The 26847-nt window shown below is 35.7% G+C and carries 30 protein-coding genes; 28 read left to right on the top strand and 2 right to left on the bottom strand.

Translation table 11 applies throughout. From position 1 onward, the window contains the following. The 16 genes from ftsY (at position 1) to pgeF (ending at position 12249) form a co-directional block, all read left to right on the top strand. Positions 1–936: a signal recognition particle-docking protein FtsY gene (gene ftsY / locus EUBELI_RS05105; protein WP_012739293.1), complete on the top strand. Its 936-nt coding sequence runs from the start codon at positions 1–3 to the stop codon at positions 934–936. A 31-nt stretch (positions 937–967) separates the two neighbouring features. Further along, positions 968–2185, top strand: coding sequence for a threonine ammonia-lyase (ilvA, locus tag EUBELI_RS05100; protein WP_012739292.1), 1218 nt, complete (start codon positions 968–970; stop codon positions 2183–2185). Between the two features lie 26 nt (positions 2186–2211). Continuing rightward, positions 2212–3462 (top strand): AI-2E family transporter, encoded by a 1251-nt coding sequence (locus EUBELI_RS05095; RefSeq protein WP_012739291.1) that lies wholly within the window; start codon positions 2212–2214, stop codon positions 3460–3462. 123 nt (positions 3463–3585) lie between these two features. Beyond that, positions 3586–3930 carry a YlxM family DNA-binding protein gene (gene ylxM / locus EUBELI_RS05090; RefSeq protein ID WP_181990434.1) on the top strand — a complete coding sequence of 115 codons (345 nt, stop codon included), beginning with the start codon at positions 3586–3588 and terminating at the stop codon, positions 3928–3930. 11 nt (positions 3931–3941) lie between these two features. Continuing rightward, positions 3942–5288 carry a signal recognition particle protein gene (ffh, locus tag EUBELI_RS05085; RefSeq protein ID WP_012739289.1) on the top strand — a complete coding sequence of 449 codons (1347 nt, stop codon included), beginning with the start codon at positions 3942–3944 and terminating at the stop codon, positions 5286–5288. A 40-nt stretch (positions 5289–5328) separates the two neighbouring features. Further along, positions 5329–5574 carry a 30S ribosomal protein S16 gene (gene rpsP, locus EUBELI_RS05080; protein WP_012739288.1) on the top strand — a complete coding sequence of 82 codons (246 nt, stop codon included), beginning with the start codon at positions 5329–5331 and terminating at the stop codon, positions 5572–5574. Positions 5575–5597: 23 nt separating this feature from the next. Next, positions 5598–5828 carry a KH domain-containing protein gene (locus tag EUBELI_RS05075; protein WP_012739287.1) on the top strand — a complete coding sequence of 77 codons (231 nt, stop codon included), beginning with the start codon at positions 5598–5600 and terminating at the stop codon, positions 5826–5828. 84 nt (positions 5829–5912) lie between these two features. After that, positions 5913–6431: a ribosome maturation factor RimM gene (gene rimM / locus EUBELI_RS05070; RefSeq protein ID WP_012739286.1), complete on the top strand. Its 519-nt coding sequence runs from the start codon at positions 5913–5915 to the stop codon at positions 6429–6431. A gap of 130 nt (positions 6432–6561) precedes the next feature. Then, complete coding sequence (gene rplS, locus EUBELI_RS05065; RefSeq protein ID WP_012739285.1) at positions 6562–6909, top strand: 50S ribosomal protein L19; 348 nt, start codon at positions 6562–6564, stop codon at positions 6907–6909. A 78-nt stretch (positions 6910–6987) separates the two neighbouring features. Beyond that, positions 6988–7545 carry a signal peptidase I gene (gene lepB / locus EUBELI_RS05060; protein ID WP_012739284.1) on the top strand — a complete coding sequence of 186 codons (558 nt, stop codon included), beginning with the start codon at positions 6988–6990 and terminating at the stop codon, positions 7543–7545. An 11-nt stretch (positions 7546–7556) separates the two neighbouring features. Beyond that, entirely contained in the window at positions 7557–8456 is a 900-nt protein-coding gene (ylqF, locus tag EUBELI_RS05055; protein ID WP_041688092.1) for a ribosome biogenesis GTPase YlqF, read from the top strand. A gap of 20 nt (positions 8457–8476) precedes the next feature. Continuing rightward, positions 8477–9133 (top strand): ribonuclease HII, encoded by a 657-nt coding sequence (locus tag EUBELI_RS05050; RefSeq protein ID WP_012739282.1) that lies wholly within the window; start codon positions 8477–8479, stop codon positions 9131–9133. A 10-nt stretch (positions 9134–9143) separates the two neighbouring features. Beyond that, complete coding sequence (locus EUBELI_RS05045) at positions 9144–10685, top strand: flagellar hook-length control protein FliK (RefSeq protein ID WP_012739281.1); 1542 nt, start codon at positions 9144–9146, stop codon at positions 10683–10685. A gap of 27 nt (positions 10686–10712) precedes the next feature. Continuing rightward, on the top strand, positions 10713–11003 hold the full coding sequence (locus EUBELI_RS05040; protein WP_012739280.1) for an EscU/YscU/HrcU family type III secretion system export apparatus switch protein: 291 nt from the start codon (positions 10713–10715) through the stop codon (positions 11001–11003). Beyond that, entirely contained in the window at positions 11003–11350 is a 348-nt protein-coding gene (locus EUBELI_RS05035; protein WP_012739279.1) for a YraN family protein, read from the top strand. Before EUBELI_RS05040 ends, EUBELI_RS05035 begins: the two co-directional genes overlap by 1 nt. Positions 11351–11364: 14 nt before the next feature. Beyond that, positions 11365–12249 (top strand): peptidoglycan editing factor PgeF, encoded by an 885-nt coding sequence (gene pgeF / locus EUBELI_RS05030; RefSeq protein WP_012739278.1) that lies wholly within the window; start codon positions 11365–11367, stop codon positions 12247–12249. A gap of 52 nt (positions 12250–12301) precedes the next feature. On the opposite strand, the gene EUBELI_RS05025 is transcribed toward pgeF, so the two are convergent. Continuing rightward, positions 12302–13135 carry a hypothetical protein gene (locus EUBELI_RS05025; RefSeq protein WP_012739277.1) on the bottom strand — a complete coding sequence of 278 codons (834 nt, stop codon included), beginning with the start codon at positions 13133–13135 and terminating at the stop codon, positions 12302–12304. Positions 13136–13274: 139 nt separating this feature from the next. On the opposite strand from EUBELI_RS05025, the gene der reads away from it, so the two are divergent. From der to EUBELI_RS04990, 7 genes are read left to right on the top strand one after another with little or no spacing between them, the layout of a single operon-like run. Continuing rightward, positions 13275–14600, top strand: a complete 1326-nt coding sequence (gene der / locus EUBELI_RS05020) for a ribosome biogenesis GTPase Der (protein WP_012739276.1) — start codon at positions 13275–13277, stop codon at positions 14598–14600. Further along, on the top strand, positions 14600–15262 hold the full coding sequence (plsY, locus tag EUBELI_RS05015) for a glycerol-3-phosphate 1-O-acyltransferase PlsY (protein ID WP_012739275.1): 663 nt from the start codon (positions 14600–14602) through the stop codon (positions 15260–15262). The genes der and plsY overlap by 1 nt, the downstream gene beginning before the upstream one ends. A 36-nt stretch (positions 15263–15298) precedes the next feature. After that, positions 15299–16309, top strand: coding sequence for an NAD(P)H-dependent glycerol-3-phosphate dehydrogenase (locus EUBELI_RS05010; RefSeq protein ID WP_041688090.1), 1011 nt, complete (start codon positions 15299–15301; stop codon positions 16307–16309). Positions 16310–16351: 42 nt separating this feature from the next. Next, positions 16352–18835, top strand: a complete 2484-nt coding sequence (locus tag EUBELI_RS05005) for a LuxR C-terminal-related transcriptional regulator (RefSeq protein ID WP_012739273.1) — start codon at positions 16352–16354, stop codon at positions 18833–18835. A gap of 4 nt (positions 18836–18839) precedes the next feature. Continuing rightward, positions 18840–19421, top strand: coding sequence for a 16S rRNA (guanine(966)-N(2))-methyltransferase RsmD (gene rsmD / locus EUBELI_RS05000; protein ID WP_228003431.1), 582 nt, complete (start codon positions 18840–18842; stop codon positions 19419–19421). 2 nt (positions 19422–19423) lie between these two features. Continuing rightward, positions 19424–19909 (top strand): pantetheine-phosphate adenylyltransferase, encoded by a 486-nt coding sequence (gene coaD, locus EUBELI_RS04995; RefSeq protein ID WP_012739271.1) that lies wholly within the window; start codon positions 19424–19426, stop codon positions 19907–19909. Between the two features lie 23 nt (positions 19910–19932). After that, on the top strand, positions 19933–20544 hold the full coding sequence (locus EUBELI_RS04990; protein ID WP_012739270.1) for an ATP synthase subunit B family protein: 612 nt from the start codon (positions 19933–19935) through the stop codon (positions 20542–20544). 4 nt (positions 20545–20548) lie between these two features. Here EUBELI_RS04990 and EUBELI_RS04985 read toward each other — a convergent pair whose 3' ends face one another. Beyond that, complete coding sequence (locus EUBELI_RS04985; RefSeq protein ID WP_012739269.1) at positions 20549–21412, bottom strand: spermidine/putrescine ABC transporter permease; 864 nt, start codon at positions 21410–21412, stop codon at positions 20549–20551. A 94-nt stretch (positions 21413–21506) separates the two neighbouring features. Between EUBELI_RS04985 and EUBELI_RS04980 the strand changes: the two genes are divergently transcribed. From EUBELI_RS04980 to EUBELI_RS04960, 5 genes are read left to right on the top strand one after another with little or no spacing between them, the layout of a single operon-like run. Further along, entirely contained in the window at positions 21507–22310 is an 804-nt protein-coding gene (locus EUBELI_RS04980) for a GTP pyrophosphokinase (RefSeq protein ID WP_012739268.1), read from the top strand. Between the two features lie 37 nt (positions 22311–22347). Beyond that, positions 22348–23706, top strand: coding sequence for an RsmF rRNA methyltransferase first C-terminal domain-containing protein (locus tag EUBELI_RS04975; protein ID WP_041688088.1), 1359 nt, complete (start codon positions 22348–22350; stop codon positions 23704–23706). Further along, positions 23707–24441, top strand: a complete 735-nt coding sequence (locus EUBELI_RS04970; protein WP_012739266.1) for a pseudouridine synthase — start codon at positions 23707–23709, stop codon at positions 24439–24441. A gap of 10 nt (positions 24442–24451) precedes the next feature. Further along, the gene (locus EUBELI_RS04965; RefSeq protein ID WP_012739265.1) at positions 24452–26290 is read left to right on the top strand and encodes a YgiQ family radical SAM protein; all 1839 of its coding nucleotides are present in this window, start codon (positions 24452–24454) and stop codon (positions 26288–26290) included. Then, positions 26268–26843, top strand: coding sequence for a hypothetical protein (locus EUBELI_RS04960; RefSeq protein WP_012739264.1), 576 nt, complete (start codon positions 26268–26270; stop codon positions 26841–26843). The genes EUBELI_RS04965 and EUBELI_RS04960 overlap by 23 nt, the downstream gene beginning before the upstream one ends. Positions 26844–26847: the final 4 nt, after the last annotated feature.

The raw sequence follows: 26847 nt of genomic DNA, 5'->3' as shown, positions 1-26847 counted from the left end.
ATGGGATTTTTCAGTAAATTAAAAGAAGGTTTAACCAAGACAAGAGATAATATTGTTTCCGGAATTGATTCTGTTTTCTCAGGATTTTCGTCAATTGATGACGATTTCTATGATGAGCTTGAAGAAACCCTTATTATGGGTGATATAGGTGTTGTTGCAACTGAAGAGATTCTTGACGACCTTAAGAATAAGGTTAAAGAAAATAAGATTAAGAATCCTGCTGACTGCAAGCAGCTTCTTATTGACAGCATTAAGGAAAAGATGAATCTCGGCGAAAATGCATATGAATTTGAGAATCGCAAATCCATTGTTATGCTTATCGGCGTTAATGGTGTAGGAAAAACTACATCTGTAGGCAAACTTGCCGGTCTTCTTAAAGCACAAAACAAGAAGGTTATTATGGCTGCAGCCGATACTTTCAGAGCTGCGGCTATAGAGCAGCTTACAGAATGGTCTAACAGAACTGGTGCTGATATTATTGCACAGAGTGAGGGTTCTGATCCAGCTGCCGTTATATATGATTCAATCGCTGCATGTAAAGCAAGAAAGGCAGATGTTCTTTTATGTGATACAGCTGGACGTCTTCAGAATAAGAAGAATCTTATGGAAGAGCTTCGTAAGATTGACAGAGTTATAGAAAGAGAGTATTCTGATGCATACAGGGAAAATCTTATCGTTCTTGACGCAACAACTGGTCAGAACGCCCTTTCTCAGCTTAGAGAGTTTAATGATGTAACTAATATCACAGGTATTATTCTTACTAAGATGGATGGAACTGCCAAAGGGGGAATTGCCGTTGCTATACAGGCAGAATTTGGTATTCCTGTTAAATATATTGGAGTTGGTGAGAAAGTCGAAGATTTACAGAAGTTTGATTCAGACACATTTGTTAATGCATTATTCGATGTAGATAACGGCTCTGATGAAGATAGATAAGTTAATAAATTAAGATGGGAGATTAAGTGTAATGGAAGAATTAACATTGAAAAGTTTCGAGGAAGCTGCCGAGAAGGTTAAGGAAGCAACACTTCCTACTAATCTGGTATATAGTGAGTATTTCAGCAGCCAGACTGGTAACAGAGTATACCTTAAGCCAGAGAATATGCAGTACACAGGTGCTTATAAGGTAAGAGGTGCATATTACAAGATTAGTACGATGTCAGAGGAAGCAAGACAGAAGGGACTTATTACAGCTTCTGCCGGAAATCATGCACAGGGTGTTGCATTTGCAGCTAAGAAATATGGGGTTAAGGCAACAGTAGTTATGCCTACAACAACACCACTTATCAAGGTAAACAGAACTAAGGGATACGGTGCAGAGGTTATTCTTTACGGTAATGTTTATGATGAAGCATGTGAATATGCAATGAAGCTTGCCAAGGAGAAAGGACTTACATTTGTTCACCCATTTGATGATTTAGATGTTGCAACAGGTCAGGGTTCTATCGCAATGGAGATTATTAAAGAGCTTCCAACTGTTGATTATATTCTTGTTCCTATTGGTGGTGGCGGACTTGCAACAGGTGTATCTACACTTGCAAAACTCCTTAATCCTAATATCAAGGTTATTGGTGTTGAGCCTTCCGGTGCTAACTGTCTTCAGGAATCTCTTAAGGCTGGAAAGGTTGTAACTCTTCCTACTGTAAGTACAATTGCAGACGGTACAGCTGTTAAGACTCCAGGAAGCAAGTTATTCCCATATCTTCAGAAGAATCTTGATGATATTATTACAGTTCCTGATGAAGATTTAATAGTTGCATTCCTTGATATGGTAGAGAATCATAAGATGATTGTTGAGAATTCAGGTCTTCTTACAGTTGCAGCATTAAAGCAGCTTGATGTTAAGGATAAGAAGATTGTTTCAATTCTTTCTGGTGGTAATATGGATGTTATTACAATGTCATCTGTTGTTCAGCAGGGACTTGTACAGAGAAGCAGAATCTTCACTGTTTCTGTACTTCTTCCAGATAAGCCGGGTGAACTTGTAAGAGTTGCTTCTATTATTGCAGAAGCTAACGGTAATGTAATCAAGCTTGAACATAACCAGTTCGTAAGCATTAACAGAAAAGCAACTGTTGAGCTTAGAATTACAATTGAAGCTTTCGGACATGAACACAAGGATGAGATTGTTGACAAGCTTGAAGCAGCAGGTTTAAGACCTAGAATTGTTAAAGTAAACATTTAATCACTATCTTCAGCAGAGGGAAATCTATGAAGAAATATTCTTTCAAAAGATATGCAGGAGTTACAATGGCATTATTTGGGGCAGCTGCGCTGTCCCTATTGCTTTTTTTTGCATTATTCAGAATTGATGCCATCCACAAAGCATTTTCGCATATATGCAGAACTCTTATGCCTTTTATAATTGGCGGGGCATTAGCATATGTAATATGTCCAATATGTAATTTCTTCGATAATATATATAATAAGGTATTTAAGTTTATTAAGAATGAGAAAAAAAAGAAAAGCCTGTCCAATAATCTTAGTGTGTTTACAGGGCTTCTTATAGCAATTCTGTTCATATATTTTATGATTATTGTTATTATTCCTAATCTTGTAAACAGTGTTGTACGTCTTATCCAGATTATTCCTGATAATGTCAATAAAGTTATTGATTTTGTACAGAAGTTTCTTAACGAGAATGAAACTCTTATGAAATATTCAGAGAATATTATTGATAAAACATATACATTTATTAATGACTGGCTTGGTAACGAGTTTCTTGGATATGCACAGGGAATTGCTACCGGTGTTTCAACTGGTGTAGTTAATATTATTGTTGTACTTTTTAATGTTCTTATCGGATTTATTGTTGCAGCGTATCTTCTTACAGCAAGAAAAAAGCTTGCAAAGCAGGGAGAGATGGTTGTCTATAGTATATTCAAGAAAGAACGTGCTGCCAGCGTTATGGAAGAGATTAAGTATACTGATAAGGTGTTCAGCGGCTTTGTTAATGGCAAAATCCTTGATGCCTTTGTAATAGCACTTATATGTTTTATATCACTTAAGATATTTACAATATGTAATCCTGGCAAAGAGATGATGAGTGAGATTCTTATTGCATTCATTGTTGGAATATTTAATGTTATTCCTTTCTTTGGCTGGTACATAGCATGGTTTATTGGAGCTTTATTATGTCTTATTGTCAATCCTGCACAGTGCCTGTTCTTTGTAATATTTAATTTTATATTACAGCAGATTGACGGTAATATTATCGGGCCTAAAATTCTTGGTAATACTACAGGAATCTCAAGTTTCTGGGTATTGTTTGCAATACTCCTCTTTGGTGATATATGGGGATTTGCAGGGATGCTTTTAGGAGTTCCTATATTTGCAGTTATATATCATCTTATTAAGAAATGGGTGTTTAAGAGACTGAAGATTAACGGAATGGAGAATTTAAGCGAAGAATATGAAATGGAATATCCTCCTAATGAACGTGAAAAGAGGCTTGAAAGCTGATTTAATAAATTTTTCAAAAGTGTCAAGTAAAAATGCTTGACACTTTTTTTGATATCTGATATTATACTCAAGGCTTATGAGTCAATCATGGCTTATATGATATTTAAGTTTGTGGCAGGTATTATGGAAAGAATTGTTGAACAGAATCTTTTATATGATTTTTATGGAGAGTTACTTAACGACCATCAGAAGAAGATATATGAAGATGCTATCTACAATGATTTATCTCTCAGTGAGATTGCCGATGAATATGGTATATCAAGACAGGGAGTACATGATCTGATTAAGAGAGTTACGAAGACACTTGATGGATACGAAGCTAAGCTTCATCTTATACAGAAGTTCCTTGAAACCAAGGACAAGGTATCTAAGATTGATTCTTTAGTTGATGATTACATGGAAAGTCAGGATATATCTGATATTCATGAAATCAAGAAGTTATCCAATGAGATTCTTGAAGAATTTTAAGGAGAGATATTATGGCATTCGATAGTTTATCAGAGAAATTGCAGAATATTTTTAAGAATCTTCGTGGTAAGGGCCGTTTATCAGAAGCTGATGTTAAGGCTGCTCTTAAGGAAGTTAAGCTTGCCCTGCTTGAAGCTGATGTTAACTTTAAGGTGGTTAAGCAGTTTATCAAGTCTGTAGAAGAAAGAGCAATTGGTCAGGATGTTATGTCAAGTCTTACACCTGGTCAGATGGTTATCAAGATTGTTAATGAAGAGATGGTATCTCTTATGGGATCTGAGACAACTGAGATTGCCTTGAAACCTGGCTCTGAGATTACTGTTATCATGATGGCAGGTCTTCAGGGTGCTGGTAAGACAACTACTACAGCAAAGCTTGCTGGTAAATTCAAGGCGAAGGGAAGAAAACCTCTTTTAGTTGCCTGTGATGTATACAGACCAGCAGCCATTGAACAGCTTACTATTAATGGTAATAAACAGGGCGTTGAAGTATTCTCTATGGGAACTAACCAGAAGCCTGTTGATATTGCCAAAGCTGCTATAGCCCATGCTAAGAATAATGATTTTAATACAGTTATTCTTGATACAGCAGGACGACTTCATGTTGATGAAGACATGATGAATGAGCTTATAGACATTAAAGCTAATGTATCAGTTGACCAGACAATTCTTGTAGTTGACTCCATGACAGGTCAGGATGCTGTTAATGTTGCTTCATCATTTAACGAGAAGGTTGGCATTGACGGAGTTATCCTTACTAAGTTAGATGGTGATACAAGAGGTGGTGCTGCACTTTCAATTAAGGCAGTTACCGGAAAGCCAATTCTTTATGTTGGTATGGGGGAAAAGCTTTCAGATCTTGAACAGTTTTATCCAGACCGTATGGCATCAAGAATACTTGGTATGGGAGATGTCCTTACCCTTATTGAGAAGGCTGAAGCACAGCTTGATGCTGATAAAGCAAAAGCTATGGAAGAAAAGCTTAAGAAAGCAGAATTTGATTTTAATGACTTTCTTGAGTATATGGGACAGATTAAGAATATGGGTGGTATCAGTTCAATTATGAGCATGATGCCAGGACTGTCGGGTCAGATGAAGAATGTTTCAATCGATGATGATGAAGCAGAGAAGAATATGAGAAGAACCGAATCTATCATATATTCAATGACTAAGGCAGAAAGAAGTAATCCGGACATACTTAATCCTTCAAGGAAGAACAGAATTGCAAGAGGTGCAGGTGTTGATATTGCTGATGTTAACAGACTTGTAAAGCAGTTTGAACAGATGAAGAAGATGATGAAGCAGATGCCGGGAATGATGAAAGGTGCTAAAAAGGGACGTTTCAAGTTACCTTTTTAACATAGATTAATTTTTAAGAATAATACAGGAGGTGAATGTAATGGCAGTAAAGATTAGATTAAAGAGATTAGGTGAGAAGAAAAATCCTTTCTATAGAATTATCGTAGCAGACTCAAGATCTCCAAGAAATGGTAGATTCATCGATGAAATCGGTACTTATGATCCTAATTACGATCCTTGCAAGCTCAATATTGATGCTGAGGCTGCTAAGAAGTGGTTATCAAACGGAGCTCAGCCTACAGAGGTTGTTGGAAAGCTTTTCAAGATGGCTGGTATCGAAAAATAAGACTAGTGGAGGTGTAATTGGCTATGAAAGAATTAGTGGAAATTATCGCTAAGGCACTAGTTGATAATCCGGATGAGGTTGTAGTAACAGAAACTGAAAAAGATAAGGCTCTTGTAGTCAATCTTAAGGTTGCTCCTTCGGATATGGGCAAGGTTATCGGCAAGTCTGGTAGAATTGCCAAGTCAATAAGAGCAGTTGTTTCAGCTGCAGCTTCTAAGAGCGACAAGAAAGTGATTGTTGAAATAGATAATTAAGCAAACACTACTGTCTAAGGCAGCCTTTCGGGGCTGTCTGTTTTGTTATTTATATATACATTTATGCCAGAATGGAGAATTTAAGTGGAAGATATGTTAAGAGTAGGGGTCATTACATCGACCCACGGAATCAGAGGTGAAGTTAAGGTCTTTCCTACAACAGATGATCCTCTTCGTTTTAAAAAACTTAAGAAATGTGTTATCGATGGAAAAAGAGAACAGGTAGCTGTCACTGTATCTTCAGTTAAATTCTTTAAGCAGTTCGTAATACTTAAGTTTAAAGAGTTTGATGACATCAATGATATAGAGAAATACACAAAATGTGACTTGCTCGTTTCAAGAGAAGATGCTGTTAAACTTGAGCCGGGAGAGTATTTTATATGCGATCTTATCGGACTTGATGTTATAACAGATGAAGGAAAGCATTTGGGCGTACTAAAAGATGTATTAGAGACAGGCGCTAACAATGTATATGAAGTAGAGGCAGATAATGGCGAAAGCTATTTAATACCGGTTATTGACCAGTGTATATTAGATCATGACCTTGATAAGAAGACTATAACAGTCCATATCTTACCAGGGCTTCTGGATATTAATAAATAATAAAGAAAATGTATTTTTAGTCTTGCATTATTTGCTTGATTATGATAATCTAAACAAGTTGTGAGAAAAAGGGATGGTCCTCTGTTACAGAACCTGTATTAAGAACATCATAATATTAAGGAGGTCACACATGAATACAATTATTAAGAACATCGAAGATGCTCAGCTTAAGGCTCAGGCTCCTGAGTTCAGAGTTGGTGATACTGTAAGAGTATCAGCTAAGATTAAGGAAGGAAACCGTGAAAGAATCCAGGTTTTCGAGGGAACAGTATTAAAGAAGCAGGGAACTGGCGTCAGAGCTACATTTACAGTAAGAAAGATTTCTAACGGCGTTGGCGTTGAGAAGACATGGCCATTACATTCACCTATCGTTGAGAAGGTTGAAGTTGTAAGACGCGGTAAGGCTAGAAGAGCTAAGCTTAACTACTTAAGACAGAGAACAGGTAAGGCTGCTAAGGTTAAGGAATTAGTTAGATAATTTTGTTATTCACGGTAAGGGACATTTGAAAAAATGTCCCTTTACTTATATATAAGCGACAGGAAAGGTCGGAATATTATGAGATTTTTTCAGAGAAGATATCAGGAAAATACTACATTGCTTAATATATGCAAATATATAGCAGATGTATGTGTTGTAATAGTACTTGCTTATGTTCTGGTTACATTCATATGCTGCCGTTCTACAGTTGTTGGTAATTCTATGGAGGAAACGCTGTCTAATGATAACACTGTTCTTATAAACAGAATATCATATGCATTTAATGGACCTAAGCGATTTGACTGTATAGCTTTCGAACAGGATTCTGTTGATTCCTCTAAGATATACATAAAGAGAGTAGTTGGACTTCCAGGGGAAACAGTCCAGATAAAGGATGGCAGGGTATATATTAATGATGTACAGCTTGATGATTATGTTGATACGACAATACTTACTCCAGGTGTAGCTGCCAATCCTTATAAACTTGCTGATGATGAATACTTTGTACTTGGAGATAATCGTAATAATAGTGAGGATAGCCGTTTTGCCAGTGTTGGAATGGTTAAACGTAAGAATGTTGTAGGAAAAGTATGGATGGTAATAGAACCGTTTGATTCATTTGGTTTTGTTAAATAATGGAGATATATATGGAAGAGAAGAAAAGAGCCATTAACTGGTATCCTGGTCATATGACTAAGGCCAGAAGAATGATGGAAGAAGATATAAAGCTTGTTGATCTTGTTATTGAGATTGTGGATGCAAGAATACCGTTAAGCAGCCGTAATCCGGATATTGATAAGCTGGCTAAAAATAAGGCACGTATTGTATTATTGAATAAATCGGACCTTGCAGATGACACAGTAACGGATGAATGGATAACATATTTTAAAGATAAAGGCTTTTACTGCCTCAAGCTTAACTCAAGACTCAATGTAAGCAACCGTGCAGTTAATAATCTTATAACTGTTGCATGTTCTGCTAAGATTGAAAGAGACAGAGCAAGAGGAATTAAGAACCGTTCCATCAAAGCTATGATTGTTGGAATACCTAATGTTGGTAAATCAACATTTATTAATTCATTCACCGGAAGAAAGAGTGCCAAGACAGGTAATAAGCCGGGTGTTACAAAAGGAAAGCAATGGATAAGAATTAATGGAAGTGTTGAGCTGCTTGACACACCGGGTATACTCTGGCCTAAGATAGAAGACAGAAATGTCGGTGAAAGACTTGCGATGATTGGTTCAATTAATGACCAGATTCTTAATATTGAGGAGCTTGCATTAGAAACTATAAAGTTTCTTAAGAAGAATTATCAGCCGCAGCTTTATAGCCGTTATGATATAACAGAAGATATATTTGATAATGTTGATACTGAAACAATGATGAATCCTGAAAATGCTGCTGCACTCTGTATTATGGAACATATTGCCAGAAAACGTGGCTGTATTAAGAAAGGCTCAGATATTGATTATGAAAAATGTGCTGCATGTATTCTTGATGATTTCAGAGAAGGAAAGATTGGTACAATCTCACTTGAAAGACCTTAAAGATACCGGAAAGGAAAGCTATGACACTTAAAGAGGAACGTGAACTTAAAAAAGCAGCAAAGCTGGAGGCTGAGAAACAGCGTATTGAAGCTATGCGTGAATATGAAGAAATGTATGATACATTTTCTTATATATGTGGAATAGATGAGGCTGGAAGAGGACCGCTTGCAGGTCCTGTTGTTGCAGGTGCAGTAATTCTTCCTAAAGGAAAAAGGATTCTTTATGTAAATGATTCCAAGAAATTAAGTGAGAAAAAAAGAGATGAACTTTTTGATGTTATAAAAGAAGAAGCACTTTCATACGGAATTGGAATTGTATCTCCTGAAAGAATTGATGAGATTAATATATTGCAGGCAACTTATGAAGCAATGCACGAAGCAGTTAATAAATTATCTGTAAAACCCGATATACTTCTTAATGATGCAGTTACAATTCCAGGAATAGACATTAAACAGATTCCAATTATTAAAGGTGATGCCAAGAGTCTGTCAATTGCATCTGCAAGTATTCTTGCGAAAGTAACAAGGGACAGACTTATGACCGAATATGATTCTTTGTATCCGGAATATGGATTTGCCAGGCACAAAGGTTATGGAACTAAAGTTCATATTGAAGCAATAAAAGAGTACGGTCCATGTCCTATACACAGAAGAACATTTATTAAGAATTTTATATAGGTGAACGTATATGAATATTAATATGTCCGATTTTTTCAAAAATAATATATCATCAGGCAGCCAGACCACAGATGTTAATGTGTCGGAAAATGTATCACATGAACCGTCTGGAAGCAATAATGCTGCACAGGCTGCTGGCATTAAAATATTAAATTCTCTTATGTCAGGTGACACATTTACAGGGTATGTCAGTCAGTTAAATGGGAATAATGCATATATTACAATGAACAATGGAGCACAGATTCAGGCTAAGCTTATGCAGGGTGCTTTAATTAATATCGGACAGAATGTGACTTTTATGGTGGAGGATAACTCTGATAATAAAATTTCAATCAAACCGTTTTTAGCTAATGAACAGCAGGCAGTTCTTATTGATAAAGCATTGGAGGCTGCAGGTCTCGGTGCTACTGATGATAATATTAATATTGTCAAAGAACTTTTGGGACTTGGCATGCCGGTTGATGCACAGACATTAGGGAATATGGTTAAATATTCCATGAAATTTCCAGAAGCCTCACTTAATACCGTTGCCAATCTTATGAGACTTGAGATTCCTGTTAATGAACAGAATATCCGCGAGTTCCAGATGTATGTTCAGTTTAACGGACATATTGAAAATCTCTTGTCAGATATGGAGAATGGCATAGTTAATGACCTGTTAAAGAACAATCAGGATATTATGGATTTTCAAAATGTTATTACAGGCATGTATGAGGGGCTTGATGGGGAAGAAGTCAGTTCATCAGCCGCTGGCGATGTCCTATCGCAACAGACAATTGATGAATTAAATAATATGCTGTCTGATTCAGGAGTGAAACTTAATAATGATATCGCAGAAACTTCTGTGAAGGAACTTATTAACCAGCTTGTTGAAAATAATAGTCTTAATTCTCATAATTTTCAGAAAATTATCAATTCAGGAAGTTTCAGAGAGATTCTTCATGCTGTAATTAATGATACAATGAAGCTTACTCCTAAGGATATACAGGAAGGGGAGGAAGCTGTAAGCTCATATTATAAGCGTATAAGAAAAAATGTGGTAAATATTGAAAATTCACTGAAATCAGCAGGCAATTCAGCTCCTGAACTTTCGAAGAGTCTTTCTGACATAAAAAGTAATATTGATTTCATGAATGATCTTAATAAGAATATGACATATTTTCAGATGCCGCTTAAATTCTCGGAAAGTGAAGGTAATGGGGAACTGTATGTATTCACTAATAAAAAGAATCTTACCGGAAAAACAGATAACATAAGCGCAATGCTTCATCTGGATATGGATAATCTTAAATCAATGGATATATATGTCAATCTGTCTGGGGGTAACAATGTATCAACTAATTTTGTTCTCGAGACAGAAGAACTGCTTGATTTTGTGTATCAGCATATAGACAGACTTAATGCCCGCCTTGAAAAACTTGGATATAATACACATTTTGAAATGAAGGTAGCAGCTGATTCTTCAGACCGTCTTGATTTTGTTAAGGATTTTATAGAAGCAGAGGCAAGACCAGCTGCAGGTGGACAATACATATTCGATGCAAAAGCATGACAGCTTTATCTAAAGAAGGAGCAGCATATGGAGAAAAAAAATAATGATGATAAGCCTAAAATAGCTGTTGCACTTGAATACACTCCGGGGGAACAGGCACCAAAGATACTTGCAACAGGACGTGGATATATTGCTGAATCAATTATTGAAAAGGCCGGAGAGGCTGATGTTCCTATATATGCGGATTCTAAGCTTGCTGATACTTTATCAAAACTTGAAATAGGAGAAATGATTCCTCCAGAACTATATACCGTAGTTGCAGAAATTCTTGTATTTGTAGATGAATGCGATAAGATTAAAGGGAAAGTGGGTAAATAATGGCTGTTAATAAAAGAGCTACCGGCGCAGATAAAGAACAGCTTGCTGCCAGATATCTTGTTGATAATGGGTATACTGTTCTTGAACGGAATTTCCGCAATAAAACAGGTGAGATAGATATTATCGCAAAGAAAGATAATTATATTGTATTTGTAGAGGTCAAATACAGAAGTAATAACAAATATGGATATGCAGTCGAAGCTGTAAATTACAGAAAGCAGCAGATAATAAGGCGGGTTGCACAATTCTATATAACAACAAGATATAAAAGCTGTGATATACCATGCCGTTTTGATGTCATAGGAATAGATGGCGAAACAGTAACACATATTAAAAATGCATTTTAATAAGGATTATAATCATGAACATTAAATATATTGATACAGGAACACTTTATGAAGGATTAAAAGGAGCTGTGGTTAATAATTCCACAAGAATATCACAGAAGAATGGAATTCCTTATATTGAGTTTACACCATTTGATGAATTTGACTGGGTCACTCTTCATTTTTCAACAAGAGATGGTGGAGTGAGCAAAGGGATATATTCAAGCATGAACTTTTCTTTTGACAGGGGCGATGATTATGAAAATGTATATAAGAATTATGAGTTATTTCTAGATACAATGAATATTAAGCCTGAAAACTGTGTTTGTACAAAACAGACACATACTACCAATGTGATTGCTGTTGATTATAATATGGCAGGAATGGGACTTACAAGAGCAAGAGATTTTGATAATGTTGACGGACTTGTAACTAATGAAGCCGGTCTGTGTCTTATTACATATTTTGCAGACTGTGTACCTGTATATTTTATTGATCCTGTAAACAGATGCATAGGTGCATCACATTCAGGATGGCGTGGAACGGTTGCAGATATAACACATGAAACGGTACAGCTTATGAACAGAACTTATGGGGCAAAGCCAGAGGATATTCATGCATTCATAGGACCATCAATATGTCAGGACTGTTATGAGGTTGATGAATCAGTTGCAGAAAAGTTCAGAAGTGCTTACAGCCAGAATGAAATCTGTATGATACTTTATCATACGACAGGAGATAAATACCAGCTTAATCTTCAGGCAGCTAATTATTTTAATATGATTCATGCCGGAATAAAACCTGATAACATAGGTATATCTGACATATGCACAAGCTGTAACAGTGACTGGCTCTTTTCACACAGGGCTTCACATGGAAAACGTGGCGTTTTGTGTGGATTCATGAGTATATGCAGATAATATATTAAAAAGCCAGAACAGATGTTTTGATGATAATCTGTTCTGGCTTTTTTTATTTTTTGTTATGTTCCTGTTTGTATCTGGCTCTTAATTCAGCTTCCTCAGAAGAAAGCTTTGCCCGGCCTTTTTTGCCAACCCTGGTTATAAGCAGATATATTGCTGCAAGTATTGCGATAGGAATAGCTGCTGTAAGTATTGTCGATAAAGTCTCTGTAAATACACCATTTTCAAATACAGATTTTTTAACACTTGTATACTGGGCTGAATTGATTATATATCTGATGTTATTAATCATCTCATCAGTGATTTCATTATCCTTCGACTGAAGAGAATACATATATATATATCCGCGTGCTACAGTGTAGTATTTTCTTGTATAAATTGTCTGCTTTTCGTCTGATACAGATGTAACCTCTGTCCTGAAATATGGACGGTCGTTAATTATATCTATAGCCTTGCCTGTCATTGTCTCTGTCAGGCCATCTTCCTGCTTGGCATTCTCTGAGTCAATATATTGCAGGAACATGCCACTTAACTGATTCTCATCCAGTTCATCAAGGTTGGAAAGTGATGCGCCTGCTTTCATTCCGACAACAGCAATTTCGTAAGAAATATCTTTTGAAAATGCTTCAAGATATATATTAGATGCTTTCATTGAGTTCTGTACTTCATTGGCATCCTGTGCGCCAATATCCTTAAGATATGCATTATTGCCTGTTGTTGTCTGCGTAAAGCATATCAGTTCCTCAGGAACTTTTAATTTTAAATCAATTGCAGAGAACTTATAAGATGTATCTGCTGCCAGTGCAGTAAAAGATGGAAAAATAATTGCCGATATAAGAACCAATACCGGAATAAATGTTAATTTTTTGCGTGATAATTTCACAAAAACACCTCCTAAAGTGCTTAAAATCAATATTCTGTATGATATCACAGTGCTTTACAAAAAGCAATTAAACTGATATTATATTATAGATTGCGTGTATTAATTTTTTGTAAATTTGCTATAAGAGCAAGGAGGAATTATGAGTAAACCAATAGTTGCTGTTGTCGGAAGACCTAATGTTGGAAAATCAACATTATTCAACAGTCTGTGCGGACAACAGATTTCAATAGTTAAAGATACACCGGGTGTTACAAGAGACAGAATTTATGCAGAGGTAAGCTGGTTAAACCACAATTTTACACTTATAGATACCGGTGGTATAGAGCCGGATACAGGTGATATTATCCTTTCGCAGATGCGTGAACAGGCTGAGATTGCCATTGAAACTGCGGATGTAATTATATTTATGACTGATGTTAAGCAGGGACTTGTAGATTCAGATTCTAAGGTTGCTGATATGTTAAGACGCTCACACAAGCCTGTTATTCTTGTTGTCAATAAAGTTGACAGCTTTGAGAAGATGATGCCTGATGTATATGAATTCTATAATCTTGGAATTGGAGAACCATTTCCTATATCAGCCGTTAATAAGTTAGGTTTTGGTGAAGTACTTGATGAAGTGGTAAGTCATTTCCCAGAGGGTTCAGATACTGATAAAGAAGATGACAGACCTAAGGTGGCTATAATAGGTAAGCCTAATGTTGGTAAGTCATCTATAATCAATAAGCTTGTAGGCAAGAACAGAGTTATTGTATCTGATATTGCCGGTACAACAAGAGATGCTATTGACACAGCTATCAAATATAATGGTAAAGAATATGTATTTATTGATACAGCGGGACTACGCCGTAAGAGTAAGATTAAAGAAGATCTGGAGCGTTTTAGTATCATAAGAACTGTTGCAGCAGTTGAAAGAGCTGATATTGCAATTCTTGTTATTGATGCTACGGAAGGTGTTACAGAGCAGGATGCCAAGATAGCCGGAATAGCGCATGAAAGAGGCAAGGGTATTATTATTGCTGTTAACAAATGGGATGATATAGAGAAGAATGACAAGACTATCTATGAGTTTACGAATAAGATTAAAGATACTCTTGCATTTATGTCATATGCTGAGATTATATTTGTTTCTGCCAAGACAGGTCAGAGACTTAATAAAATATATGAATTAGTTGATCACATTGTTGATGCACAGACTATGCGTATTCCTACCGGTGTGCTTAATGAAATTCTTACAGAAGCAGTTGCAATGAAGCAGCCACCTTCAGATAAGGGTAAGAGACTTAAAATCTATTACATGACTCAGGTTTCGGTAAAACCACCGACATTTGTTATGTTTGTTAATGATGTAGCACTCACACATTTTTCTTATACAAGATATATAGAAAACAGAATAAGAGAATCCTTTGGATTCAGAGGTACATCTATCAGATTCATCAACAGAGAACGTAAGGAGAAAGAGTAATGTTATTTAAAATAGGTGTTCTTATATATGGATATTTTGCCGGAGCACTCATTCAGGCAGGATACTGGATGGGAAAGTTCAATAAGATTGACATCAGGGATTATGGCAGTGGCAATGCGGGAACTACCAATGTTATGAGAACTCTTGGCAAGAAAGCCGGAATTGCAACTTATCTTTTAGATGCATTTAAAGCAGTTATTGCTGATATATTGATACATTTTCTTATAGTACCACATACTGCAATTCCGGAAATGCTTCTGTTTCTGTATTGTGGACTTGGAATCGTGCTTGGACATAATTTTCCGTTCTACCTTAAGTTTAAGGGTGGAAAGGGAATAGCAGCATCTTCAGGTGTTGTTATAAGTCTTATGCTTTTCCCTAAATACTGTTTCATGTTTACAGTTTTTGGTATTGTCTTTTTTGCACTTGTAGCCAGGATAAGCCGTTATGTTTCACTGGCCTCACTTATAGGCATGGCAATGTTTTTTGTAGAATTTCTTATATGGGGATTCTTAGGCTGGCTTCCATTAAATGGAACAGACCTTGTTGAAGGTACTGTTATTGTTTTCGCTCTTGCAGCGCTTGCATTTATCAGACACCGCAGTAATATTGTAAGACTGGTTCAGGGAACAGAACGAAAAATCGGTGAAAAAAAGAATTAATTTTTGATGCGCTTATGCGCAGATTGGAGTATAATTATGGCAAATGTAAGTGTTTTAGGAGCAGGAAGCTGGGGCTTAGGTCTGGCTTTACTTCTTAATAACAACGGACACAATGTAACAGTATGGTCAGTTTTAAAGGATGAAGTTGACATGCTTCAGACTGAAAGAGAACATAAAAGATGCCTTCCGGGTGTAAAGATTCCTGATAGTATTACTATTTCAGGAGATACAGAGAATGTAATTAACAGTGCAGATGTACTTGTACTTGCAGTTGCATCTCCTTATACACGTTCTACTGCAAAGCTGATTGCACCTTTCGTAAAGGAAGGACAGATTATTGTAAATGTGGCAAAAGGTGTTGAGGAGCATACTTTATTAACACTCTGCCAGATTGTAGAAGAGGAGATTCCTTGTGCCAAGGTTGCTGTTTTATCAGGACCAAGCCACGCTGAAGAGGTAAGCCGTGGTATTCCTACAACATGTGTCATAGGTGCACATGAAAAGGCAACCGCTGAATATTTACAGAACATTTTTATGAGTGATGTATTCAGGGTATATACAAGTCCTGATATGCTTGGAATATGCATAGGTGGTGCATTAAAGAATGTTATCGCGCTTGCTGCAGGTATTGCGGATGGGCTTGGCTATGGTGATAATACTAAAGCTGCTCTTATAACAAGGGGTAATGCTGAGATAACAAGACTTGGTGTTGCGATGGGAGCTAATCCTCATACTTTTGCTGGTCTTTCAGGTATTGGTGACTTAATCGTTACATGTGCAAGTATGCACAGCCGTAACAGACGTGCAGGAATCCTCATAGGTAAAGGATACACCAAAGACGAGGCTATGAAAGAAGTGCAGATGGTAGTAGAAGGTGTGTTCTCTGCAAAGGCAGCGTTAGAACTTTCTAAGAAATATAATATTGAGATGCCGATTGTAGAGCAGGTTAATAAGGTGCTTTTTGAAGACAAGCCTGCTGCTGAAGCTGTTAAAGAACTTATGTTAAGAGACAAGAAAATTGAAATAGATAATTCTGAATGGAAATAATAATCAGTTTTATCTGAGCCTGATTAAAAGAGGGGGATACCAATGGCTCATATCCGTAATTTAACTAACAGGGCATATATATCCAACAGTCTGAAAGAATCACTTGGCCGTTTTGAGATGTACAGATATAGTTTTATATATGCACCAACAGGCTACGGAAAATCCAAAGTCTGCAAAACTTTTTTTAAGAATTATTCAGGTTACACCGTTCTTTGGATAGATGCAGATAGTTCGCGGGATATATTCTGGGAGAACTTATGCAATGCAATAAAGATTCTTAACCCATCTTTTGCTGAATCCTTTAAGAAAATAGGCTTTCCTGATTCTCCGGAAGATGTAAATGCGATTATTAATATCCTTTCAATTATGAATTCTGACAAATCTTCAGCTCTGCTTATAATTGATAATTTTGATAATATACTGGATGATAATATATGTAAAATATTTGCATCTTCATATTCATCAACTGCTATTGGTTTTAAGTATATATTTATATTAAGGAAAATCACAAGCCAGAATATAATTAACCTGATATCAAAGGATGAAGCATTAGGCATTGGAAAAAATGAACTCTCATTTTCTCTTGAAGATATAGAAGATTATTTCCGTCTTAATGAAGTTATTCTTGATAAAGAAACTGCCAAAACAATATATGAAACAACATCAGGATGGCCTTATGTTGTACATTTATGTGCGGAAGCTCATAAGAATGGAATGGTAGAATTTGTAAACGATAAATGCAATACATTCATTGAAAATAATATATGGCTGGAATTAAACCATGATGAAAGAGAATTTTTGTCAGATATGGGTGTATTCAGTTCTTTCACATTAAACCAATGTATTAAACAGACACTGTTAAAAGAAAAAGAATGTCTTGATATGCTTAATGGTATTGCATTTGTTGATTATAATGAGCATACTCGAAAATACAGTTTTAATCCTATGTTCAAAAGATTTATTGAACAGATGCTCAAAGAAAAGCCTGCTAAAGAATTAAGAAATATTACTCTGCGTGCTGCAAGAACTAATCTTGAGGCTGGCAATTATTTTGAGGCAATGAAACTTTTCAGTCAGTCTAAGGAATATAGTGAAATATATCAGTGCACTTGCGATTTTGTGCATATATATCCTTTTGTTATCAAACAGAATAAGGATGTTTTTTCTGATATTGCCAACCATTACTGGAATGTCGAAAAGAATGGTCAGTACACATTTTCAATTATAATATGTTTTTCTATGCTTTTATTTAATGAAAAGCATATGGTTGAAACACTTCTTTCAGATATAGGCAATGACATTAACAATGATTCGATTCTTAATGAGAGCCAGAAAATTTTATATCTTGCAGAGCTCCAATATATTAAAGCATATACGGGATATAATGATTTTAATAAAATGAGAGAGGCGTTCAATATTATTCCGACTCTTTCAAAATCACCTGTTAATATAATTGCCAATGGTTTTCCGTTTAATTTTGAGTGCCCTTCGGTTATGATGTTATATCACAGACAGGCTGGTGCACTTGATGAAGAGATAAATGCATTAGAGAAGTGTGCGCCTGATTATTACCGCATAACAAATGGGCATGGAAAAGGCTTTGAAGCTGTTATGAAAGCAGATGCTTTATATAATAGAGGCGATTTTGACAGTGCTGAAATATTATGCCAGAAAACAATCTATATGGCTGACAGCCGTAACCAGTATGGTATATATATTGCAGCCTGTTATATTTTAGCAAATATCTCTTTATACAGAGGTCTTAACGATCAATATAAAGAAAACATGAACAAAATTGAACAGGCTGCAAGAAAAGATGATAATAAAACCGGTTCTCTTGTCAAGCTTGCAGATATATGTAATGCATGTATGCTCAGTAATATAGAACATCAGGATGAAATTGCCGCATGGCTTAAAGATCAGAAAAAAATTGAAGATACTGTCAGTTTTTATTCACTCAGCTTTGTAAATGTACTGTTTGGTAAATACCTTATTCTTAATGGTGAATATCATCATTTCTTAGGAATAAGCGGACAGTTATTAGGGCTGAACAACCTTTTTTCATATGTTCTACCACAGATTTACACATATATATATCTTGCTGTTGCTAACTATCAAACAGGTGAAACTGAAAAAGCACATAAGTTTTTATTAGAAGCAATAAAACTTGCCGAGCCGGACAATATATATATGCCTTTCGTACATAATTACAGCTTAATATCTGATCTTATTGCAGAAACAGTTGTAAGCCGTGATTTTTCAAGCTTTATAAAACACATAGTAAAAATTTCAAAAAATTATGAAAAGGGTATTAAAAGCATAAAAAAAGCAGGTCATGTACTTGCTGATTATGGACTTACAGTAAGAGAAGCTGATGTTGCCAAGCTTGCAGCGCAACGGCTTTCTAACAAAGAAATTGCAGCTCAGTTATTCATTGCAGAAAGCACTGTCAAATCTAATATGAAGGTTATATTTAATAAGCTGCAAATCAATTCACGCGCTGAATTAAAGAATTTTTTCGAATAAGAATATAGGAAAAGGAATTATTAATATGAGAGTAATAGCCGGTACAGCCCGCAGTCTGCCTCTTAAAGCAGCAGAGGGGGACAACACAAGACCTACTACAGATAGAATTAAAGAAACTCTTTTTAATATGTTACAGTCAGATATTGCTGGATGTAGATTTCTTGATTTATACGCAGGAAGCGGTGCTATTGGCATTGAAGCATTAAGCCGCGGTGCTAAAGAAGCCGTTCTCGTCGAAAATGCAAGAGCAGCATTAGCTGTTATTAAAGACAATCTTGCATTTACAAAGCTTGATTCAAAAGCTGTTATAATGGAACAGGATGTTTTATCAGCTATAAACAGACTTGCAGGAAAAGGAGTATTTGACATTATATTTATGGATCCTCCATATGGGAAAGATTACGAATATGATGTTTTAAATGCATTATCACATTCAGATATAATTGATAAATATACAATAATCATAATAGAGGAAGCTCTGCATGTTCCTTTAGATTATATTAATGAGTGTGGTTTTGAGACAATAAAAGTCAAAAATTATAAAACAAACAAGCACATATTTATAAGACTAAAGGAGAGTGAATAACTGTGAAGAAAGCAATTTATCCAGGAAGCTTTGACCCGGTAACATTAGGACATTTGGATATAATAAGGCGTTCAGCAAGTCTTGTCGATCATTTAATAGTTGGTGTACTTAATAACAGTACCAAAACACCATTGTTTTCAGTAGAAGAGCGTGTTAATATGTTAAGGGAAGTCACTAAGGACTTGTCTAATGTTGAAGTATTAAGCTTCAGTGGTCTTTTGGTTGATTTCGCTGCAGAACATAATGTATCTGTTATTATAAGGGGATTAAGAGCTGTTACTGATTTTGAATATGAACTTGCCATGTCACAGACAAACAGAGTTGCAGCTCCTGGAATTGACACTATATTCCTTACAACAAGCCTGAAATATGCTTACTTAAGTTCAAGTATTGTAAAGGAAATGGCTATGTATGGGGGAGATATTCATAAGTTCGTTCCAGAAGAGATAATTGACAGAGTATATGAAAAATATGGGATTAAGCAATAAAACACTAATAAAGGAGTATTACCATGAGTAGAATTGAGCAATTAATAAGTGATATTGAGAGTTATATAGATAATTGTAAATATTATCCATTATCTAATGTTAAAATTATTGTTAATAAAGAACAATTAGAAGACATGCTTACTGAGTTAAGATTAAAAACTCCTGATGAGGTAAAGAAATATCAGAAAATATTAAGTAATAAAGATGCCATCCTTGCAGATGCAAAGGAACAGGCGGATGCAATTATCAATGCTGCTCAGATTCAGACAGAAGAACTTATTAATGAGCATGAAATTATGCAGAGAGCCTATGCTCAGGCTAACGAACTTATTGAACAGGCAACTGCTCAGGCACAGACAATCCTGGATAACGCTACAGAGGAAGCCAACAGCATCAGATATGGAGCAATGCAGTATACAGATGACATGCTGGCTAAGCTTCAGTATATTATAGAACATTCAATAAAAGACAATAAAGAAAAATATGATTCACTTCTTTCAGGTCTTGAAAATGTTCTTTCTGTCGTTAATAATAACAGAAATGAACTTAGTGGAATAGAAGAAAACAGTACAGAAGAATCTGCTGATACTGACGCTTCTAACGAAACTGATTCACAATCAGATGATGAAGAATAATTGATTATATTAATTTTAATACATATGTCAGAATCAATATTATCTGTGTTACAATACATAGAATCATTTTCTGACATATGTATTTTTTTATGCTTATGTATTGGCCACATACACATTTTGTCTGCATTATTGTGCATATTCCGCCAAATGCATCAAGAAAAACAATAGCTGAAAGCCTAAATATATATGGTAAATCTGACTGTTTTATTATGCAGAGTCCATTTGATATTTCTAATGAGCCTGCCAACATTTTATTTATAAAACCTTTTATCGGGATACATTGCATTATACTTATTATTACGGAAAAAAGTATAATATATACGCCAAGTTTAAGAGTGGTTTCAACAGATGCATTTACTGATTCTTCAAATATTTTAAATAATTTCCTGAAATTCAGATTCTGTGACAGATTTTTTTCATTGCGCTGCTTATGATTATATTTCAATAATAAAATGATAGAACATAAAATAACAGGAATATATGTAACAAGAAGAAATATTACTAAACTTATTTTCCTTTCAAGAATATTAATATATACATAACTTATAAGAAACGCCGGGCTTGGAATGTTAATCAGACCTGCCAGCCTGTCCGTAAACCTGCTGTCCGGATTATTTTTTTTGTACCACGAACATATATATGCTCCATTGGGAAATCCTGTCATTATACCTGCAAGTACAAGTATTACAATACTTTTTGTTCCTTTATATTCCAGTATTCTTACAAGCATGCCTGTTAATATAAATGAAATAAATAAACCCGGAAATACTTTTATTCCGAAAAGATACAGACCTGATATCACACCCTCACATACAGGAACTGACAATGCCGAAAAAATAAACAGAAGTAATAATAGTATGCTTATCATACGACCTCTTTGACAATTGATATTTAATAATATTCTCAAAAAATTCTAATTATGTGTTATAATAAAATGTAAATTTGCAATCAAGGAGATTACAATGGAAATTCAGATGTGGAAGGAAATTCTTACACCTTACGATCTTGCGGTGGAAGAACTTCAGGTTAAATTTAATCATATAATTAAAGAGTATCGTCAGGCTGGCGTGTATTCACCGATAGAACAGGTTTTAGGAAGGGTTAAAAGCATTTCCAGTATAATTGAAAAGGCACAGAGACGAGGAATTGATATTGATAAAATACAGGAAAACCTTTTTGATATTGCAGGAATCAGACTTATATGCCAGTTTACAGAAGATATATATACAGTCGTGAGGCTTATCAAGAAACGAAAAGACATGACTGTAATAAGTGAGAAGGATTATATTAAGAATATTAAAGACAGTGGTTATAGAAGTTATCACCTTATAGTCCATTATGAAGTTGAGACAGTGAAAGGTACTACTATTATACCTGTGGAGATTCAGATAAGAACTCTTGGCATGAATTTCTGGGCAATTATTGAACATTCGCTTCAATACAAATATGATGGTGAAATTCCTGCACATGTGAAAGAAAGACTAAATGCGGCATCAGATGCACTTATAACACTTGATAACGAAATGTCATCTATCCATGATGAAATTATTAATTCCCAGACCTACTTTATGGTTAAGGCAAATATTGTTTCAGATATATTAAGTACAATCCAGAATCTGTACAAGGTTGCCAATAAGCAGGTTGTTATAAAAATCCAGGATGAATTCTATGAAATATTTGAAAAAGGCGATGTTAATGAACTTTCAAGATTTTCACGCCAGTTGGATATAATTGCTGAGGATTACCGGGCACAGTCAGTGCAGTAACTCATTACAGAAACTATACAGAATTGAGGTATACAAAGTGAATTTACCAGAGAAATATACAGAATCAATGAAAATGATGTTAGGTGATGAATATGACAGCTATATAGAAAGCTTTAATGATAAGAGATTATATGGACTGCGTGTCAATAACCTTAAAATTTCAACAGAGGATTTCCTTAAGATATGTCCGTTTAAGTTAGAACCTGTTCCTTGGATTGAGAACGGATTCTATTATTCAGAAGATGACAAGCCTGCTAAACACCCATATTATTTTGCAGGCTTATATTATATTCAGGAGCCAAGTGCCATGACACCGGCAAATGTTCTTCCTATTGATGAGGGAGATGTTGTGTTCGATATGTGTGCAGCTCCCGGAGGCAAGTCAACAGAGCTTGCAGCCAAATTAAACAAAACAGGACTACTTATAACCAATGATATAAGCAATTCGCGTGCCAAAGCACTTCTTAAGAATGTTGAAGTATTCGGTGTTCCTAATCTGTGCGTCCTTAATGAAGACCCTGTGGGTATAGCTTCAAGATTCTCAGGATTCTTTGACAAAGTACTTATTGATGCTCCATGCTCAGGTGAAGGAATGTTCAGAAAAGACAATAAGCTTATCAAAGCATGGGAAAAGAATGGTCCTGAGTTCTATTCGCAGATTCAGAGGAATATCATTCTTGCCGGTGCTGACATGTTAAAACCGGGCGGTAAATTATTATATTCTACATGCACATTTTCAAAGCTGGAGGATGAAGATTCAGTAATACATCTTCTTACCAACAGACCTGATATGCACCTTATAGATATCAAGCCATATGAAGGCTTCTCACACGGCTTTGATACTGATGAAGGATATCATCTTGAGAAGGCTGTCAGAATATTTCCTCATAAGATGCCTGGAGAAGGACATTTTGTGGCATTATTTGAGAAAGACGGCGAAGATTATACATCTTCTAAAAGACCTGTATCAGGAAAGACAAAGCTTCCTGATGAATTAAAGGAGTTCATGGACAGCACAACATTTGAATATGACCCTGCTTATATCAATATAAGAGATACAAGGGTCTTTCTTACATCTCCTTATATGGCAGAGGAACGCGGTTTAAGAATTATAAGAAATGGTCTGCTGCTAGGTGAACTTAAGAAGAACCGTTTTGAACCGAGTCAGGCATTTGCAATGGCACTTACTAATGATCAGTTTAATAACTGTCTTGACCTTTCTGTTTCAGATGACAGAGTAATCAGATATCTTAAAGGAGAGACTATCGATATTGATGATTTTAATGTCAAATCTGGCTGGACACTTGTATGTGTTGATGGCTATCCACTTGGATGGGGCAAGAACGCTAACGGACAGTTAAAAAATAAATATCTTGCAGGCTGGAGATGGATGTAAATGCTTATAAGACTTGATAAATATCTTGCAGACATGCAGGTTGGTACACGCAGTGAAGTTAAAGAACTGATAAGAAAAAAGAGAGTCACTGTTAATGACAATATTGTGACAAAGCCTGAATCAAAGATTAATACAGATGGTGATTCTGTAAATGTAGATGGTAATGCTGTGGGCTATCATGAATATGAGTATTTTATGCTTAACAAGCCTGCCGGTGTTGTTTCAGCAACTGATGACAATACATGTACAACAGTGATTGACCTTATTAAAAATAAGAACAGAAAAGACCTTTTTCCTGTAGGAAGACTTGATAAGGACACCGAAGGGCTTCTTATAATTACGAATGATGGTGCTATGGCACATGATCTGCTATCACCTAAAAAGCATGTTGATAAGACTTATTATGCCAAAGTTAAAGGTAAGATAAGTGATATGGAAGTTAAGCAGTTTGCTGATGGACTATTCGTTGATGAAGAGCTGACAGCACTTCCTGCCATATTAAAGGTATTAAGCTATAATTCTGATAAGGATTATTCTGAGATTCATGTAACAATACATGAGGGTAAGTTTCATCAGGTAAAGAGAATGTTTACTGCCATAGGTTCAGAGGTTCTGTTCCTTAAGCGTATAACATTTGGTGCATTACCACTTGATGAAAGCCTAAAAACAGGTGAATACAGAGCACTTACCAAAGAAGAGATATCAATATTACAACGAAACCAAATTAAAAGATAAGGAGAATTCCATGGTTAAGGATTTTCTTCCAATTAGCAGAGAAGATATGAAAAAAAGGGGCTGGCAGCAATGCGACTTCGTGTATATATGCGGAGATGCCTATGTTGACCATTCTTCTTTTGGAATGGCTATTATAACAAGGCTATTAGAAAGCCGTGGTTATAAGGTTGGCATTATTGCACAGCCTGACTGGAAAAAGAAAGAATCAATTACAATCCTCGGAGAACCAAGATTAGGATTTCTTGTTTCTGCAGGTAATATGGATTCAATGGTTAATCATTATACAGTCAATAAAAAGCACAGAAAGAATGACGCATATTCGCCTGGTGGCAAAATGGGCATGCGTCCCGATTATGCAACTATTGTATATTGTAATCTTATAAGACAGACATATAAGAAAACACCTATTATTATTGGTGGCATTGAGGCTTCATTAAGAAGAATGTCGCACTATGATTACTGGTCTGATAAGATGAAACATTCAATCCTTATTGATTCGGGTGCAGATATTATCTCTTACGGAATGGGCGAACATTCTATTGTAGAGATAGCAGAGGCGCTTGAAGCCGGAATTGATGTTAAAGACATCACATATATAAGAGGCACTGTATATAAAGCAAAAAGCCTTGACCATATATATGATGATTATATAGAGCTTCCAAGCTATGATGAGATTGCAGCTGATAAGAAGAAATATGCTGAGAGCTTCTATACACAGTACATTAATACTGATGCTTTCAGCGCCAGGATTCTTGTTGAAAAGGTTAAGGAAAAAATGTATGTCGTACAGAATCCTCCGGCGATGCCGCTTACACAGATGGAGATGGACGATGTATATTCACTGCCTTATATGAGAGATTATCACCCTGTATATAAGAAAATGGGTGGTATTCCTGCATTATCAGAGATTAAATTTTCTCTTACAAGCAACAGAGGATGCTTCGGCGGATGTTCATTCTGTGCGCTTACCTTCCATCAGGGACGTATCATACAGACAAGAAGCCATGAAAATATAATAGAAGAAGCCGAATTGATGACACATGACCCCGATTTTAAGGGATATATTCATGATGTTGGCGGCCCTACAGCTAATTTCAGAAGAACAGCCTGTGACAAGCAATTAAGTAAGGGAGCATGTGTCAATAAACAGTGTCTTTTTCCTAAGCCATGTAAGAATCTTGTCGTGGAACACAAGGATTATATAAGCCTTTTAAGAAAGCTTCGTAAGATTCCTTCTGTTAAGAAAGTATTTATAAGGTCAGGCATACGATTTGATTATTGTATGGAAGATTCTGATGATACATTTTTAAGAGAATTGTGTGAGAATCATATTAGCGGACAGCTCCGTGTTGCACCAGAGCATATATCAGATAAGGTTTTATCAAGAATGGGTAAACCTTCAAGAGCGGTGTATGACAGCTTTATTAAACGCTATAAAAGAATTAATGATAAGACAGGAAAAGAGCAGTTTGTAGTGCCATATCTTATGTCCAGCCATCCGGGTTCAACCATGAAAGAGGCTATTGAGCTTGCTGAATATGTGCGTGACTTAGGCTATATGCCAGAACAGGTACAGGATTTTTATCCTACACCGTCAACACTTTCAACATGTATGTATTATACAGGTTATGACCCAAGAACAATGGAAAAGGTATATACACCTGTATCCCATCATGAAAAAGAGATGCAGAGAGCACTTATCCAGTACAAGAAGCCTGAGAATTACGATCTTGTAAAAGAAGCACTTCTTGCCAACAACAGAAATGACCTGATTGGATTTGGTCCAAAATGTCTTATTCCACCTAGAAAAATAAGGAGCAGAAGTAATGAAAAAAGTAGAAAAAGGTGAGTTCGGTTATCTTGCCTATAAAAAAAGCCGCAATATGATTAAAACAATTATTGCATTTGCCGTTGTACTCGTAATATTTATCATTGGTTTCATAATATGGAAATCAAAGAATAACTACCTTACAATGCTTGCTGTTGTACTTGTTCTGCCTGCTGCCAAATTCGCAGTATCATACTTTGTTCTTATTCCACATAAGAACTGTGATGAAGAATTAAAGAGTGCTATTGAAGAACGTAAAGGCGAATTAAACAGCGTCTATGACCTTGTTGTATCCAATAAGCAGAAGCCTGTTGGTATTATGGCAGCAGTTATCAGTGATAACCAGATACTTGCCTATACAAGTGCTGCTAAAGCTGACAAGAACCTTTTCGAGACAAGTGTTAAGGAGTTCTTGAAGAATGAGAAGCTTACATGTGCTGTCCTTCTCTATAAGGATAAGGATACATATCTTGAAAAAGTTAAGAATGCAGCCTTGAATTTTGATGTGAGCAAGGAAAACAGCCTTGACAGAAAAAAGTATATAACAGACGCATTACTAAGAATGAGCATGTAATTAA

It is taken from the genome of [Eubacterium] eligens ATCC 27750, assembly GCF_000146185.1.
Taxonomy (GTDB): Bacteria; Bacillota; Clostridia; order Lachnospirales; family Lachnospiraceae; genus Lachnospira; species Lachnospira eligens.
This window is presented reverse-complemented; position numbering and strand designations above follow the sequence as displayed.